A 15583-nucleotide genomic window follows, 5' to 3' on the forward strand; every position below is an offset into this window, starting at 1 on the left:
CTTACGCTCCCTTCGCAGTTGGCCAGATCATCAAATTGCCGCGTTCGTCCACATCGGCATAGTGATCGGGCATCAAGACGGTTGTTGTATCGTATTGACGAATGATGGCGGGGCCAGGGATGCGCGCGCCCGCAGCAAGACGATCGCGGTCTATGTGCGGCGTGTTGTACCACTTGCCATTAAAATACGCTTTCTGCGTATCCATGATCGCGGCATTGGCATCGGTCGTCCCCCCCTTCGGCGGCGTTTCATCAACCGGCGGCGTGCTCCCTGTCGCAACTGCTCTGAGTGTCACCAACTCAATTGGAAGATCGAAACGGACGCCATTCAAACGCTCGTGCGTTTCGTGGAAATCCTTATGAACCTGCGCCATGCCGCTTCGGCTTTCGACCGCATCAGCAGATACGGGGATACTGACTTCAAAGCCCTGCTGTTCGTAACGGAGATCCAGCGAATAGCTGATGCCTTGGTCCGCCTCATCGACGTTCTGTTCTACCAGCCAAGCCTGTGCTTTGGCCTTAAGCGCGGTGAAACTGTCCCAGATCTTTTTTTCATCTTCTTCGGATGCGGATCGGATCAGCGTCTTCACAAACTCGTTCTTGAATTCCGCTTCAAGGAATCCGAGGGCGGACAACACACCGGGGTTTGCAGGGACAACCACCGGATAACAACCCAGAAGTTCCGCCATGGCATTTGCATGCAACGGCCCGGCACCACCAAAGGCAACCATGCCAAAATCCCGTGGATCAAGGCCGCGCTGCACAGTGATAAGGCGCAGCGCGCCCAGCATCACCTCATTCGCAATATCTAGGATACCCTGTGCCGCATCTTCAGGAGTGAGACCCAGTGAATCCCCGATCTTAGCCACAGCTTGACGCGCACCTTCGACATCAAGCTCCATATCCCCACCCAACAGTTTGGAGGGCAGATATCCCAGCACAACATTGGCATCGCTGACAGTCGGCTCCGTACCACCGCGGCGATACGCAACCGGACCAGGCATCGCGCCCGCACTGCGCGGACCAACGCGCAAGGATTTCGTCAGCTCCGAAACCTCTGCAATAGAACCGCCACCTGCGCCCACGCTCTTTACATCGAGTGTCGGCACCTTGGCTGGAAATGCGCCAACTTCGGTAGAGCGCGAGATTTCGGGGACGCCGTTTTGCACAACAGATACATCCGTCGATGTCCCCCCCATATCAAAGGCCAACAGCTTGTTCAGCCCTGTGCGCCGCGCCGTCATTGCCGTTGCGGTGACACCGCCAGCAGGTCCCGACAACACCGTATGCACGGGGCGTTCGGCAGCGGCAGCGGCGCTCATCAATCCCCCATCAGACCGGACGATGTGCAGCTTGCAGGTCACGCCTACTTCGGCCAACCGTTGCTCAATCCGGGACAAATATCTGATCATTATCGGGCGGACGTAATCGTTCATAACAGTCGTGATCGCACGATCATATTCACGAAACTCAGGTAGAATTTCCGATGAGACGGAAACCGACATATCCGGGAATTGTTCTGCCACAAGCGCCTTCAGCCGCTGTTCGTGCACGTCATTGGCATAGGAGTGCATCAGGGAGATTGTCAGCGCTTCGATCCCGGACTCGCACAGCTGTTTAATGGTTTGACGCGCCGCGTCTTCATCCAAAGCGTCAGCGACTTCACCACGCGCGGTCATGCGCTCTGGAATGCCACGCGTATCCTGTAGCGACGCCAGAGGTTCGGGTTTTTCCATGTTAATCCAGCCAAACAAGGGGCCGGGTGTCCAGGATTTGGCCAGATGCAGCGTGTTTTCAAAACCTTTTGTAACCAACAGACCGACCCGCGCCCCCTTGCCTTCCAAAACGGCATTTGTCGCAACTGTTGTACCGTGCAGCACCAGCGAAATATCCGACGGCTTGATGCCAGCCTTTTCACAAATCAGCTGCACACCGTTTGCAACGCCCTTAGATTGGTCCTCCGGCGTTGACGGCGTTTTTGCACGAAACGTTCTTCCAGATTTCTCATCGTGTAGGAGCAGGTCCGTAAAGGTACCCCCCACGTCAACACCAAGCCTCATAATTTTGATCCCCTCGCCTATCTTTTGCCTTGACGAAATCGTCGCAACAAGATTTTACTGAATGCGCATTCAGGTAAGCGTAAGTTCGAAAATAGATCAAGCAATATTTTTACTATTTTTGCAGCAATCCAAAAACGCCCTCAGGAACATCTAGGCTTCCCGAGGCCCTAACTTGTGGTGAGATGTCTATGGCTGGAAAAACCTTGTACGAAAAGATCTGGGACGCGCATGTTGTGCGGCAGTATGACGATGGAGACAGCCTGCTCTACATCGACCGGCATCTGGTACAAGAGGTGTCCAGCCCGCAGGCATTTGCCAAGTTAGACGACGATGGACATAAGATCCGCAAGCCGGAAAACCATATCGCATTGCCTGACCACGCGGTGCCGACAATTCGCAAAAATGCGACCTTCGCGGATGGTCTGGCAGCCCGACAAGTCGAACGTCTGCGCGCAAATGCAATAAACCATAACGTAGAATACATTGCGCCCGACGATCAGCGCCACGGAATCGTACATGTGATCGGGCCCGAACTGGGTTTTACATTGCCCGGCACAACCCTTGTCTGCGGTGATAGCCACACCTGTACGCACGGTGCTTTTGGTTGTCTGGCCTTTGGCATTGGTGCCAGTGAATGCGCGAATGTCTTCAGCACCCAGACTTTGCGGCAAAAGCGGCAGAAAACAATGCAGGTAGAGCTTTCGGGCCCCCTACCCTTTGGTGTCACCGTCAAAGATATCATACTGTCACTTATCTCGCAGATTGGTGCGGATGGCGGCGTCGGTCATGCGTTGGAGTTTACGGGATCGACCATTCCGCATTTGTCCATGCATGCGCGCATGACACTGTGCAATATGGCGATTGAAGCGGGCAGTCGCGTCGGCATGGTGGCCGTGGACGACACAACTTTGAATTTCCTGAAAGATAGACCCTACGCGCCCAAAGGTGCACTATGGGACCTTGCTGTGGAAAACTGGCGGACCCTCAAGTCCGATGAAACGGCGGTCTACGATTCGTATGCACTGGTCGATGTGTCGTCGCTTGAGCCGCAGATTTCCTGGGGCACCAGCCCCGAACAAACGTCTGGCGTCACGGCCCATATTCCGTTTCCGCAGGACGAACCTAATCTGGATCGTCGTCGCAAACTTAAAAAAAGCCTTGAATACATGGGCCTGACGCCCGGCACTGCGTTGCGCGATATCGCAATTGATCGGGTCTTTATTGGGTCTTGCACGAATGGCAGATTAGAAGATTTGCGCGCCGCCGCATCAGTCGTGAAGGGCAAGCATATCTCCAAGAATGTATCTGGAATGGTCGTGCCGGGATCTGCACAAACACGTGCTGCCGCGGAAGAAGAGGGTCTGGACAAGATATTTCTCGACGCCGGATTCGAGTGGCGGGAAGCCGGATGTTCAATGTGTGTCGGAATGAACGATGACCGTCTGTCAGACAAACAGCGTTGTGCCTCAACCTCCAACCGAAACTTTGAAGGGCGCCAAGGACAGGGCGGACGCACCCATCTTGTCAGTCCACAAATGGCAGCAGCGGCTGCGCTCACGGGTCATCTGACCGATGTAAGAGAGCATATTTAACCCCATGGAAAAGCTAGATAAGTTGACAGGCATTGCCGTTCCCATCCTGGAAAACAACATAGATACGGATGTGATCTTCCCGGCACGGTTTCTTTTGATCGCCGATCGCGACGGGCTCGGAAAATACGCATTTCATGAGCGGAAACGTCACAGCCCTGACTTCGCGCTCAATCAACCTCAGTACGCGAACGCGACTTTTCTAGTGGCCGGAAAAAGCTTTGGCACCGGGTCCAGCCGTGAACAGGCCGTATGGGCAATTGCAGACTTGGGTGTTCGCTGCGTCATTGCCCGCAGTTTTGGCGAGATATTCTTTGCCAACTGTTTCAAAAACGGTGTGCTGCCGATCGTCTGTGCCGGCCCTGAAATGGCCAAGGTCGAGGCAGCCGCAATCGCGGGTCAAAACCTTAGCCTTAATCTAAGCGAACAGATCATTTCGCTGCCCGATTGCACAGCCCTGCCCTTCGATATCTCATCTTATAACAAGCGGGCGCTTCTGTCCGGTCTCGATGAGGCGGGAATGATCCTGCAAGACGACATAGCCACAATCGAAGCGTATGAAAAACAACGTGATCTCACGATGCCATGGCTGTCCTTGACCAAAACCGCAACAAACCCAGCCTCGAAAATGGAAGACTAAAATGCCCAATTCACCGGATCTTGGCGAAAACTACCGGATCGCTTACGACAACAAAATCGGGTTTGGCAAACGCCCTGCCCTTATATTCATCGATTTCGTCGAAGCGTACTTTAACAAGGACTGCGAGCTTTATGCAGATGTTGACGATGCGCTGGCGTCGGCCTTGCGCATTCGAGAGGCCGCGCGGGCAAAAAATGTGCCGACGATCTATACCAATGTTAGCTATCTGCCCGACGGCTCTGACGGCGGCCGCTTTTTCCAAAAGGCAAAGCCGCTGCGCAACTTCACTCGCGGCAACCCCATGGGGGCTTGGCCAGCAGCATTGAAAGTGCCGGATGACGAACTCGTCATCACCAAACAATACCCAAGCGCATTTTTCGGCACCTCTCTGGCATCGACACTGACAACCTGGAACATCGATACGCTGATCTTGACCGGTCTCAGCACAAGCGGATGCGTGCGCGCGACATGCGTTGATTGCTCATCCCACGGCTTCATTCCGATCGTTGTGCGGGACGCAGTCGGGGACCGTCACGAAGCACCTCACGAAGCCAACCTTTTCGACATGAACGCGAAATACGGCGACGTGGTGACCGAAGCTGAAACCATAGCTTATCTTGACACTATTGGAGATAATTCATGACAAAACCCAACCTCCGCGACGCCCTGAAAGCAGGCAAGTTTATTGCAGCACCGGGTATCCACGATATGATTTCCGCTGTTGTCAGCAACAAAGTGGGTTTCGACTTTGTCTATTCTTCAGGTTACTGGGGCACCGCATCCGTCGAAGGCATTCCTGACGCAGGGATCAGCACCTACACGGAAATGTTGAACCGCGTCGCAACCCTATGTCGGACCTCAAACGCGGCCGTGATTGCCGACGCAGACACAGGATACGGCGGGCTGTTGAATGTTCATCACACCGTCAAGGGCTATGAAGCCGCTGGGGTGGCCGCCATTCAATTGGAGGATCAAGAGTTTCCAAAGAAATGCGGTCACACGCCGTTCAAAAGGGTCATTTCCACGGAAGACATGTGCGATAAGATCAAAGTCGCATGTCAGGCACGCGAAAACGATGACACGCTCATCGTTGCGCGCACAGATGCCCGTCAGGTTGAAGGCTTTGAAGGCGCTGTCGAGCGGGGGCTCCGTTTTCAGGATGCAGGCGCCGATATCGTCTTTGTCGAAGCGCTCGAAAGCGAAGATGAAATGCGGCAAGCCTGCGAACGCATTTCTGCCCCCATGCTTGCCAATATGGCTGACGGTGGAAAGACCCCAATTAAAACCGCGGACGAACTGCAAGACATTGGGTACCAGCTGGCGATATTTCCATCCATTTCCGGATTGGCCGCTGCCAAAGCTGTCGAAAATGCGCTCAACGTCCTTAAGTCAGAGGGCAGCTCAAACTCTTCCAATTTGCCATTGTTCGACTTCGCCGAGTTCAACACGTTGATCGGCTTTGAAGAGGTTTGGGAGTTTGAAAGAAAGTGGGCAAAGTCGTAGCCTTTGATACGCCTTAAAAACATGGGGGTGCGCCAGATGTTGGCGCATTGCCCGACGACGGCGTTTGAGTGTTACTCTTCGAACTGATCAACAAGCCAGGTCTTAACCGCGTCGATCGCAGGCGTCGTTGCCATATTTTTGGGACGAACAAACCAATATGCATGACTGGCATCCAGCGACACGGCGAAAGGTGCTACTAGCCGCCCCGTGGCAATATCATCCGCGACAAGACGTGATCGCCCGAGAGCCACGCCTTGACCATCGACCGCTGCCTGCAAGATAGCACCATCATCGCCCAAGCGCGGCCCGGTGGGTGGAGGGTGCTGGCAACCGGCGGCTTCGAACCATGTGGGCCAGTCTTCGGGAATATCCCCGCAAAGAAGAGTGGCGCGATACATGTCAGCTGGCGCGTGCAACCCGTGGTCTTCGGCATATTTCAGAGAGCAAACGGGCGTTATGCTCTCTGTGCCAAGCTTGGTCGCTTCCAGATCGCTTGGGGGCGCAGGGCTATAGCGGATCGCGGCGTCAACGCCTTCAGAGGCAAAATCCACCAAATGCCGGGAAGCCGTAATACGAAGATCAATACCCGGGTTTGCTGCCATGAAATCCGCCAGTCGCGGCGCAAACCAACGCGCCGCGACGGATGGCAACATCGAAAGCGTGACAACCTGATCTGAACGCCGCGCATCTGCCACAGCGGACCAAGTATGCGCAAACGCCTCTGACAACTGGGCTGCCAGACGCTCGCCTGCCGGTGTCACGCTTAGCCTCGCGCCGTTGCGCAGAAACAGCGCCACACCGAGCATTGCCTCCAGATCCGAGACCTGGCGCGATACACCGCTTTGGGTGATGCCAAGCTCTTTTCCAGCTGCGGTGAAGCCGCCACAACGCGCGGCTGCTTCAAAGACTTGTAGGGAACGCAGTGGTGGCTTTGCATGAGTTGAACACATGGTAGGCTTCACATTTCTCATTTTGATAATCCTATAACTGGATTTAGCATGATCTGAACTCAAATAAAAGATTGGTCCCGCCATGACAGACGCTTCCTTAACACCGCTCACATCATCCGGTCTAAAAAGCCACATGCCGGATTTGCCATTGGTGATCTGGATGGTTCTTCTGACGCTCGGTCTTGGGCTGTCAGCGGGCATGGATGCCAGCGAGGTTGTGACGGCGTTCAACACAGGGTTTGGGCGGGCACTGGGCGAGTTTGCCTTGATCCTCTTGCCGTCATTTACGCTGGCTGCGGTGCTGTCACGGCAGAACATCGCGTCCAAAGCGGCGGGCCGGACGGTCGCGTTGGCCTCGCCGGTGGCGGGCGCTGGCATGATCTGCCCGGACACAGCTTATGCCGCGCTTTCTCCGGCGGCGGGGCGCTATAAGATGGATACGGCTTTCGGGGCCTATGCAGGGTTCAAACTGCTCTATCCGGCGGGCCCCTTGATCGTCGCGGCAGGGCTTGGTGCCACAGGGATTGAACCTGCCATGCTGCTCTTGTGCGGCGCGCTTCTGACGTTGCCGGTCTGGGCAGCGGGCGTCATCTGGGGTCGCTTTGCGATCAAAAGCAATGCGGCGCAAACTGAAGTGGACAGCGCCGCAGATAATGGACGCCTGCTGCGCGCCTTCGCGCCGTTTCTGGTGATGGCTGGGTTGCTGGTTCTCGGCGGCGTTGTCGGCAAGACCGGCGTTGGGGTATTTGACTTTCTCTTATTGCCCAAGGGTGCGCTGATCACCGCTGCTATCCTTGCACTTTTGCAAACTCCACCTCACGAGCGGCGCGCATGTCTGGATAGTGCGGTTCGAAGGACAGGATCGCTTCTGCTGGTTATTGGTGCTGCGAGTGCCTTTGGTGCCGTGCTGACGGATATGGTACAACTCGACCGGCTGGTGCCACAGGGCGATGGGGCCCTCACCCTGATTGCGCTCTTTGTTTTGACCGTGCTGTTCAAGCTGGCGCAGGGGTCCTCTATGGCCACTTTCGCAGCTATCGCGCCCGTCGCGGCCCCGATGGTGCTGGCCAGCGGCGTCAACGAAATTGCAGCCGTCTTCGCGATTTGCCTCGGTTCTTTCATCGCGATCCTGCCTAACGACAGCTACTACTGGCTTGTCCGGCGGGACGCTCTGGCAGATGAGCATAGCGAAGGGCGCGCCATCGGAATTCTGACGGGCGGAGCAATCGTGCAGGCCTTGGTCGGCATGACCGTTCTTCTGGCGGCGGTGGCCCTATGGCCCTGACCGATATCAGCACCCGAAGACCCGCCCCATCTGACGCCGCCGCAATAGCTTTGATCGACGTGGAAGGTTTGGCAACGGGTCATGTCGGCTTTGGGTCGGTCGCACCATCAAGCCCCTGCCCGCTTTCTGCGCACAGGGGCCGATGTCTCAAGTTCAATGCGCCGGTTTTTTCTTGCGCCAGCTTGATGGCGTTTGCGCAGTCACACGCAAAAACTCTCGGTTGAAGTTGGATTTCGTTGCGAACCCTGCAGCGAGCGAGACCTCAAGCACCGATTTGTCTGTTGTCCTTAAAAGCAAACAGGCTTCCTGAATACGAAAATCATTCACGAACTGCGACACGCTTATGCCTCGGGTTCGGTTGATTGCGTTTGATACCTGACGGTCTGGCAGGCCAAGTCGACGGGCGAGACGTCGCAAGCTGAGATCTTCGTCCCGGTGAAGCCTGTCTTCGGCAAAAAGCCGTTCGAGCCGTGCCACGATTTCACTGTCATGCTCGGTCGGCTGAGGGGGCGACGCAGTAGTGTCGTCTTCTTGGTCCGGCAAAGTCGCCGCACGCCCAAAGGACGCGGCCAGGCCAATCACGATAACAAATCCGGTTTGGGCTAAGGTCAAAATCAGCCCCGCGTTGCGCCCTTCATTGCGTATGAAATCGACGACCAGAAAGATGTCGGTCAGCCCTGATGCAACCAAGGCAGCGCCGGTCAGCAGCATCGCAAAACGGATTTCGCGTTCATCGTTTATGGGCGACAGCGATAAGGTATCCGCGCCCTTCCACCACAACCCAAGCAGCAGAAAGCCAAAAACAAGATAGGTCATCAGAATAAGCGGATCCGGAATGACAGGCAGCACTGCAAATGCGATCCAGTTCAACCCGACCACGGCGAGCGGCCATAGCCTGAGTCCCTTTTGGCCACCTGCAAGGGCAGCATAAGACAGATATGCCACGGCAGGTAAAACAGGTGCCAATACGATCAGGTAAGGCGCGACGCCCTCAAGCTCATACCCCCAACGCAGCGACACCAAAAGCGATTGCACTGCGTATAGTGCCAAAAGGCCCGCGAATAACTGATGGGCGCGCATTGTCATGTCCCGGGTCAACATGAAACGGCACAGCAAAAGCACCAAAAACAATGTGGCGAACAAAGGAAGAGGGACAAAAAGCATGAAATGCGCGCTCATTCTGGAGAACTATTGCGATGACATGTATCCTGAAACGCGTTTCAGCACGACCTTAAACGCGTTTCAGGACGCTGGTTTTGAACATTCTCCCCATAACAAGGACATCACTTATCCGGCTCGCAAGGAGAAAACCGATGTCGAAATTCATAACATTTGCCAAAGCGATCGCATTTACCACAGTCCTCGGAGTGTCAGGCTGGGTTGCCTATGATCTCACGCGCCCGCCATATGACGGTAACGCGGGGATCACCTATGGCACCGCGCCCGCGCCAATCCGTAGCACAGACATTGATTTCAACATCTGGTACCCCGCAACACCGGGCGGCAAAGCCATCACGGTTGGTGGGAACGGCGTTTTCCATGGCACGCCCGCCGGCCGCGATGCGCCCCATCAAACTGGCCGCTTTCCGATGGTTGTTATATCGCATGGGGCGGGTGGGAACGCAGGCCAGTTTGGCTGGATCGCGTCGGAACTTGCGCAAGCAGGCTTCGTTGTTGTTTTGCCAAACCACCCCGGCACCACGACCGGAAATGCATCTGCCGAAGCCGCGATACGTGTGTGGGAACGCCCTGCCGATGTATCCGCGGTTCTGGACGAAATCACCGGAAATGCGGCTGCGTATCCCTATATCGATACCGATAACATCTCGATCTTGGGGTTTTCGGCGGGCGGATATACGGCAATGGCAACAGCGGGTGCGCGCGTTGATCCTGATCTGTTGCAAAGTTTTTGCGATGAAACAGATCATGGCATGTCCGATTGCGCATTTCTGGCCCATTTTGGCGTTAACTTACACGACTTTGATCTGTCGCCAGCGTCACAGGATCTGCGCGACCCTCGGATCAAAACAGCCGTCATTATCGACCCCGGTATCGTTGAAACGCTGACAGAACAAAGCCTTGAACAGATCGACATCCCGATGTTGGTGATCAACCTTGGTGACGAGGAAACCATTCCCGTCGGAGTTTATGCCCGCGCGGCGTCTGATCAGATACCCACGGCGCATTATACCGTGGTTGGCGATGCGATCCATTTCAGCTTTCTAGCGCAGTGCAAACCACGGGGGGCACAGATCTTGATCAACGAAGGCGAGCTTGATCCACTTTGCGATGATGCTGGTGGCCGCCCTCGCGCGGATATTCACCGCGAGCTGTCAGATACCATCGTTGCGTATCTGGAGGCGCGCTTCTGACACTGACAGAACAGCCTGTGCAAATGATCCGTTAGCGATGGCCGCTTGGAGAACAATGCGTTGTCGGAAAGCACTTCGAGGTCGAGGTCGAGGTCGAGGGCATCTGGCGCGCGTGGTGCGCCAGATGCCCTTTTCTGCGATGCCCAGCGGCCATTTTGTCCCTGAGAAAGCTCCGGCGGCAGCGCTTGCGGCGATTGAACAGTTCTTCGCAACGACTGGTTAGGTACGCATGCGCGGAACGTCTGATGGGTCCAGACGCAGTTCGATTAAGAAAGGGCCATTACGGCTCTTGATGGCTTGGATTGCGGTCTCGAGCTGTTCTTTCGATCTGACCTCAATGCCATTTCCGCCAAGAGATTTTGCAACCTCGACAAACGAGGGCCATTGAAATTCAGTTAAGCTTGGGTCCATCTTGCGGTCCACGAATTGAATGTGTTCTGCACCATAGGCGGAATCGTTGGCGATTATCACGATCAGATCAAGTCCTAGACGGACCGCTGTGTTGAACTCGTTGATACCACCCATCATAAAACCACCATCGCCGCTGAACAAAACGACGGGTCGATCCGGTGCCGCAAGACCCGCTCCAATGGCAGCTTGAAGACCTAACCCGATCGCACCGAAATTAACTGTGCTGACAAAGCTCTGCGGGTTCGGCACCGATAGGCGACACCAGACTTCTGTCATGAAACGCCCACCATCCGTCACCAGCACACGGTCTTTGGGCAAAGCATCTTCCAAGCGCTCAAGGGCATATACAAAATTCACAACCCCCTTGGCCGCCTTGTCCCCCCCTGCCGGATGTGTGGTGAGTGTTTTGCAATCAAGTTCACGGGTGAACCCACTTGCCGGAATTTCGGCCTCGTTCAGCCAATAAAGGATTTTGTCAGCAGTCCGCCCGGCATCGCCAATCAATGCAGCGTCAGGATGCAATCCCCCGCCAATGGAAGCCGTATTGATATCAACTTGAACGACGCGTTTACCTTGCATGAGCTTTCCGCGGTCCGTCGTAAAATCGTGTAACTGTGTTCCAAAGCAAATAATGCAGTCAGATCTCTGGATCAGCTCGTAGGCGGCTGGTGTGGATAATGTACCAAATATATCAATGTTGTAGGGGTGTTCATTGAACAGGCCTTTGGCCTGAAGTGTCGTCGCAACCGGTGCCTCCAGCCGATCCGCCAAAAGTACAATCTGGTCACGTGCTGCGACCGCGCCGCCGCCTGCCAAAATCAAAGGGCGGCGTGCCGATGCGATCAGACCAATCGCCTGATCAAGGGTATCATCCTCCGCGACGGCACCCGGTGTGGTGAAAACGTCAAGTACCTTCATGTCGAACGGGGCCTTCTGCCACATGAAATCTGCTGGCATATTGAGTACTATAGGACGGTGCTCGACCTGTGCGCGGTAAAAGGCCCGTGCAACATCATGTCCGACTGTGGCTGGTGTGCGGAGTTGTTCAAATCCGGCACCTGTCACTTTCACAACCTCGCGCTGGTCGATGCTTTGCAAATGTCGGGGGTTGTCGGCTGGCGTATCACCAACAAGGACAACAATCGGCGACTGCCCTCGCACGGCTTCTGTGAGCGCAGTGACGCAATTCGTCAAAGCCGGGCCGTGCGTGACCGTTGCAACACCAACCTTACCCGAGACGCGCGCAAAGGCCGATGCCATCAAAATTGTGCTACCTTCATGTGCAGCCGGAACAAACCGGCCCCCACAATCGCGCACGAAACTATCCACCATGAACAGGTTTGCATCCCCCATAAGTCCGAACAGCAGCGTGGTCCCATGGGACTCTATAGCGCGTGCAATGGATTGATAAACGTGGATGTTCTGGCTCATTAATCTGGTCCCTGTTGATAGTTTGAGCTTGTTTAGCAAATGGCTGTTTCTACGCCCTTCGTAGAAAAGCTATCGTTAATGAGGTGGTTTTTTCTTCCTCATTTACCTGGATTAAATATAAACGGGGAAAGTCACACCCAAAAACCTAATATTTCAGGTGAAATCATGCTCGATGAATTTGAACGATTGATACTAAAGGTCTTGCAGCACGACGGACGCGCCAGCACCCAAGTCTTGTCAGATGCAGTCGGGCTATCGCCGTCCCCGTGCTGGCGGCGTGTCAAACGGTTGGAGGACGACGGTTTCATCACCCGATATGCGGCAATTCTCGATAGCAAAAAACTCGGGTTGAACGCGCTTGCCCATGTTCAAATATCCCTCATCAATCACGATGTATCTTCCATCGATACGTTTGAAACTTTTGTCGAAGAAAGCGAGCAAGTCTTGGAATGCGCGTCCATTACAGGCGACTTCGACTACATCCTGAAAGTTGCAGCGACTGAACCAGAGGCTTTGGAGCACTTCATCATGCACAAACTCCTTCGGCTTGGCGTCGTGCGGACAACGACAACTAATTTCATCCTTAGGCAACTGAAAACTTCCGGTGCGCTGCCCATCACGACGTGACAGCCGGAACCAAAGTAGAGCACATTCATGCAAGGCGCCGCTTCAGTAATTTTGGAACTAAGGAGTGACGGATAGGAACAAGGGCATTCGATTTGCGGATGAGTTTAAGTAGGACGCCGTGGCGCAGGTCGTTGAGTGTGGTTACGCGGTCAGCGAAGTTGCCGAGCGATTGGGGATTAGCACCAAGTCGCTGTACAAATGGAAGGCGCAGCTTACGAAGTCACCGCGCGTCAGATCAGAGGTTGCGGAACAGGCCGCTGAGATCAGGCCTCTTGAAGCGAGAGTTGGCCCGGGTATCGGCCTAAAGGAAATTCTTGCGCTGGAGCTGGGGCCGCACGGTGTGACGGTGAATGCAATCTTGCCGGGCTCAGTAACAGGCCCGCGCATGGATGCCGCACTGGCAGCTAAGGCAGAAGCAACAGGTGTTTCCCTAGAGACTGCACAAGCGGCCGAGGTCTAGAATACATCCCTTGGACGCATAATCCACCCACATGAGATTGCAGAACTCGCGTGTTTCCTCGCTTCGCCTGCCGCCCGCTCGATGTCGGGTCAATCGGTTGGCTTATGCGGAAACTTTGAAACACTCAGATAGGATAGAAAATGGCGCATGGGTCTTTATTGAAGCTCAATCATATCACAGTCGTGGCGCGCACTCTTGATGAGGGCAGCACCTATTCGGAACGCCCTTGGTATCAACATCCCTGAAGGAGCTGCGCATCCGGCATGACGGGGGGAATAAACCTGCCACAGCTTGTCGGCGACAAACGCTATGTCATGCGCGAACAGGACGGACCCATTTTGGTGTTCGTGCCCTGCAGAGACAACCCTACTGGCTGGCATGGGATTGATACCGCATGCCAGCCAAGGGGATTAGTTAGAAGGATTTGGTCAGGTTGGCCTGCAGCGTGTGCCGTTGGGCACCTTTGCTGAACTGCCCAGTATAGCCGAACCCGATGCTGGTGCTTGCCCCCAGATCAACATTGATACCCGCCGTGATGACGGCTGTGTTGGTTGCGATCGGTACGCCTTCGATGCGGAACTTTGAGCCGCCGTCAAAAGCCGCATCCATCTGTGACGTCAGATCACCCGCCGCATGCTGCCAGGCGACAGACCATGCAAGGCTGGCGTATTTTGGCCCGAACATGATGTCATGCGTGGCCCGCACACCCAGCGTGGCCAAAACCATATCTTGCGAGGCCGCATCCACCGTAAGCGCAGATGCGCCCCCGCTTTCGGTAAACCCATCCGTATCAAGCATGGTGTAGGAGGCGTTGATAAAGGGCTCGAACTGCGCAACGCCATAGCTGGCCTCGGCGAACAGGGTCGCCGATTGGGCTTTGTAACTGGCGCTCAGGTCATCTGTCGTCGCGCCGACCGTGACCCTGCGTTCGCTATCGATCTCATGATACCCGTAGGTTGCCCCAAAGCGCAGGTTCAGCGGCCCCCGCTGAGTGCTGCCATAAATCCCCAGATGCGCAGCAGTGGCCGTGCCGGATGACTGACGACCGGTGATGTCATATTCCGACCTGCTGACCCCCAGTGTCACACCAAGCTGCAGATCCGGCGATGTCATCAGGTTGACACCCGCAAGCGCGCCACCGCCACTGCGTTTCATCTCGGCAGCATCGGTTGTTTCTTCGGTCTCGGCCTGGAACCCAAAGACCGTGCCCCAGGTGTCGCGTGAGGGTGCCGGGATGCCACGGGTGACAGCCGGGGCCGGCCCCGTGGCGGACGTGTCGCGCATATGACCCAGAATACTACCCGCGATCGCCGCATCATTCTGGAAGAGAAAGCTTTTGGCGGAAGCATGCGCCTCGCCGGACATGCTGTCATACGCCGCCTCAACTTTATCGTCCTCAAGCGCCACAACAGCATCATAAAGGGCAGAGCCGCTGCCAAGGCTGTCCACAGCATTTGCCGTGGCGACCTGGTTTGACGTGGTTGCCAAATCCTTAAGGGCGACATCGTTGCGGGTCAGCTTCACATTCACTTTGTTCGGGTCATAACTGACCTTGGCATCAAGGAAGGCAAAACTGTCTGTCACGGTCCCGAAGGTGCCGGTGACACCGCTGCTGGCTTTGATGATGGTGTAATCGGTCGATTTCGCGTAGGTGCTGCCATCTTGGCCATTCGTTTCCGGGGCGATTTTCAGAGTCGCGCTGCCGTTGATCGTCACCGTGCCCGTGACATTTAACAGATCACTGTCACCGTCGGCGTTTACCTCTACCGCATAGGAGGACCCCGCATTGAAAACGGTATTGCCCGCAGCGATGGTTCCGATGGAATTGCCCGGCGCAAACGTGCCGCCGGAGTTGACGGCCACAGTGCCGACCGTGCCGGATCCGCCTAGGGTGCCGCCATTCAGGGTGATGGCACCGGTGCTGCCATTGACCACAAGCGTGCCAGCAGAGATCGTCGTGCCCCCGGTGTGGCTGCTCGTCCCCGTCAGGGTCAGGGTGCCGGTGCCCGATTTGGTGAGGGACCCCGTTCCAGAAATGTCGCCGCCATAGGTTAACGCATCGCTGCGATTGAAGGCCAAAGCGCTGTTATTGGTGACATCGCCGGACAGGCTGCCGCTGGTGCCACCATTGCCGATTTGCAGTGTACCAGCAGAGATCGTTGTGCCCCCGGTGTGGCTGCTTGCCCCCGTCAGGGTCAAGGTTCCTGCTCCCGATTTGGTGAGGGACCCCGTTCCGGAAATGTCACCGCCATAGCT

Annotated in this window: 13 protein-coding genes; 8 read left to right on the plus strand and 5 right to left on the minus strand. The window is 55.6% G+C overall.

Features of this window, described 5'->3' with window-relative positions; genetic code table 11:
• Position 1: 1 nt before the first annotated feature.
• Complete coding sequence (locus tag BM347_RS05365; protein ID WP_093915314.1) at positions 2–2059, minus strand: hydantoinase/oxoprolinase family protein; 2058 nt, start codon at positions 2057–2059, stop codon at positions 2–4.
• A gap of 188 nt (positions 2060–2247) precedes the next feature.
• On the opposite strand from BM347_RS05365, the gene leuC reads away from it, so the two are divergent.
• The 4 genes from leuC to BM347_RS05385 are packed head-to-tail and all read left to right on the plus strand — an operon-like array spanning position 2248 to position 5791.
• A complete protein-coding gene (gene leuC / locus BM347_RS05370) occupies positions 2248–3651 on the plus strand; it encodes a 3-isopropylmalate dehydratase large subunit (protein ID WP_093915315.1) in 1404 nt (467 codons plus the stop codon).
• Between the two features lie 4 nt (positions 3652–3655).
• Positions 3656–4288, plus strand: a complete 633-nt coding sequence (gene leuD, locus BM347_RS05375) for a 3-isopropylmalate dehydratase small subunit (protein ID WP_093915316.1) — start codon at positions 3656–3658, stop codon at positions 4286–4288.
• A 1-nt stretch (position 4289) separates the two neighbouring features.
• Positions 4290–4931 (plus strand): isochorismatase family protein, encoded by a 642-nt coding sequence (locus BM347_RS05380; protein WP_093915317.1) that lies wholly within the window; start codon positions 4290–4292, stop codon positions 4929–4931.
• Positions 4928–5791: an isocitrate lyase/PEP mutase family protein gene (locus BM347_RS05385; RefSeq protein ID WP_093915318.1), complete on the plus strand. Its 864-nt coding sequence runs from the start codon at positions 4928–4930 to the stop codon at positions 5789–5791. The genes BM347_RS05380 and BM347_RS05385 overlap by 4 nt, the downstream gene beginning before the upstream one ends.
• 71 nt (positions 5792–5862) lie before the next feature.
• On the opposite strand, the gene BM347_RS05390 is transcribed toward BM347_RS05385, so the two are convergent.
• Entirely contained in the window at positions 5863–6762 is a 900-nt protein-coding gene (locus tag BM347_RS05390; RefSeq protein WP_175498492.1) for a LysR substrate-binding domain-containing protein, read from the minus strand.
• Positions 6763–6823: 61 nt separating this feature from the next.
• On the opposite strand from BM347_RS05390, the gene BM347_RS05395 reads away from it, so the two are divergent.
• The gene (locus tag BM347_RS05395) at positions 6824–8026 is read left to right on the plus strand and encodes a GntT/GntP/DsdX family permease (RefSeq protein WP_093915320.1); all 1203 of its coding nucleotides are present in this window, start codon (positions 6824–6826) and stop codon (positions 8024–8026) included.
• 153 nt (positions 8027–8179) lie between these two features.
• Here the strand turns inward: BM347_RS05395 and BM347_RS05400 are convergent, their stop codons facing one another.
• Positions 8180–9205, minus strand: a complete 1026-nt coding sequence (locus BM347_RS05400; RefSeq protein ID WP_093915321.1) for a helix-turn-helix domain-containing protein — start codon at positions 9203–9205, stop codon at positions 8180–8182.
• A 134-nt stretch (positions 9206–9339) separates the two neighbouring features.
• Here BM347_RS05400 and BM347_RS05405 point away from each other — a divergent pair, with 134 nt between their 5' ends.
• Positions 9340–10398: an alpha/beta hydrolase family protein gene (locus tag BM347_RS05405; RefSeq protein WP_093915322.1), complete on the plus strand. Its 1059-nt coding sequence runs from the start codon at positions 9340–9342 to the stop codon at positions 10396–10398.
• Between the two features lie 219 nt (positions 10399–10617).
• Here the strand turns inward: BM347_RS05405 and BM347_RS05410 are convergent, their stop codons facing one another.
• On the minus strand, positions 10618–12240 hold the full coding sequence (locus BM347_RS05410) for a thiamine pyrophosphate-binding protein (protein WP_093915323.1): 1623 nt from the start codon (positions 12238–12240) through the stop codon (positions 10618–10620).
• A 165-nt stretch (positions 12241–12405) separates the two neighbouring features.
• On the opposite strand from BM347_RS05410, the gene BM347_RS05415 reads away from it, so the two are divergent.
• The gene (locus BM347_RS05415) at positions 12406–12867 is read left to right on the plus strand and encodes an Lrp/AsnC family transcriptional regulator (RefSeq protein WP_093915324.1); all 462 of its coding nucleotides are present in this window, start codon (positions 12406–12408) and stop codon (positions 12865–12867) included.
• Between the two features lie 118 nt (positions 12868–12985).
• Positions 12986–13327 (plus strand): transposase, encoded by a 342-nt coding sequence (locus BM347_RS05420; RefSeq protein WP_093915325.1) that lies wholly within the window; start codon positions 12986–12988, stop codon positions 13325–13327.
• 414 nt (positions 13328–13741) lie between these two features.
• On the opposite strand, the gene BM347_RS05425 is transcribed toward BM347_RS05420, so the two are convergent.
• On the minus strand, positions 13742–15583 hold a 1842-nt coding region (locus tag BM347_RS05425; protein ID WP_139226452.1), incomplete at its 5' end, for an autotransporter outer membrane beta-barrel domain-containing protein.

The sequence above is a fragment of the Sulfitobacter marinus genome, from assembly GCF_900116285.1.
In the GTDB taxonomy this organism is placed as follows: Bacteria; Pseudomonadota; Alphaproteobacteria; order Rhodobacterales; family Rhodobacteraceae; genus Sulfitobacter; species Sulfitobacter marinus.

Bases quoted from the DNA above. Each gene is read 5' to 3' on its own strand.
- BM347_RS05365 (WP_093915314.1), bottom strand. From the start codon at position 2,059: ATGAGGCTTGGTGTTGACGTGGGGGGTACCTTTACGGACCTGCTCCTA.
- leuC (WP_093915315.1), top strand. From the start codon at position 2,248: ATGGCTGGAAAAACCTTGTACGAAAAGATCTGGGACGCGCATGTTGTG.
- leuD (WP_093915316.1), top strand. From the start codon at position 3,656: ATGGAAAAGCTAGATAAGTTGACAGGCATTGCCGTTCCCATCCTGGAA.
- BM347_RS05380 (WP_093915317.1), top strand. From the start codon at position 4,290: ATGCCCAATTCACCGGATCTTGGCGAAAACTACCGGATCGCTTACGAC.
- BM347_RS05385 (WP_093915318.1), top strand. From the start codon at position 4,928: ATGACAAAACCCAACCTCCGCGACGCCCTGAAAGCAGGCAAGTTTATT.
- BM347_RS05390 (WP_175498492.1), bottom strand. From the start codon at position 6,762: ATGAGAAATGTGAAGCCTACCATGTGTTCAACTCATGCAAAGCCACCA.
- BM347_RS05395 (WP_093915320.1), top strand. From the start codon at position 6,824: ATGACAGACGCTTCCTTAACACCGCTCACATCATCCGGTCTAAAAAGC.
- BM347_RS05400 (WP_093915321.1), bottom strand. From the start codon at position 9,205: ATGAGCGCGCATTTCATGCTTTTTGTCCCTCTTCCTTTGTTCGCCACA.
- BM347_RS05405 (WP_093915322.1), top strand. From the start codon at position 9,340: ATGTCGAAATTCATAACATTTGCCAAAGCGATCGCATTTACCACAGTC.
- BM347_RS05410 (WP_093915323.1), bottom strand. From the start codon at position 12,240: ATGAGCCAGAACATCCACGTTTATCAATCCATTGCACGCGCTATAGAG.
- BM347_RS05415 (WP_093915324.1), top strand. From the start codon at position 12,406: ATGCTCGATGAATTTGAACGATTGATACTAAAGGTCTTGCAGCACGAC.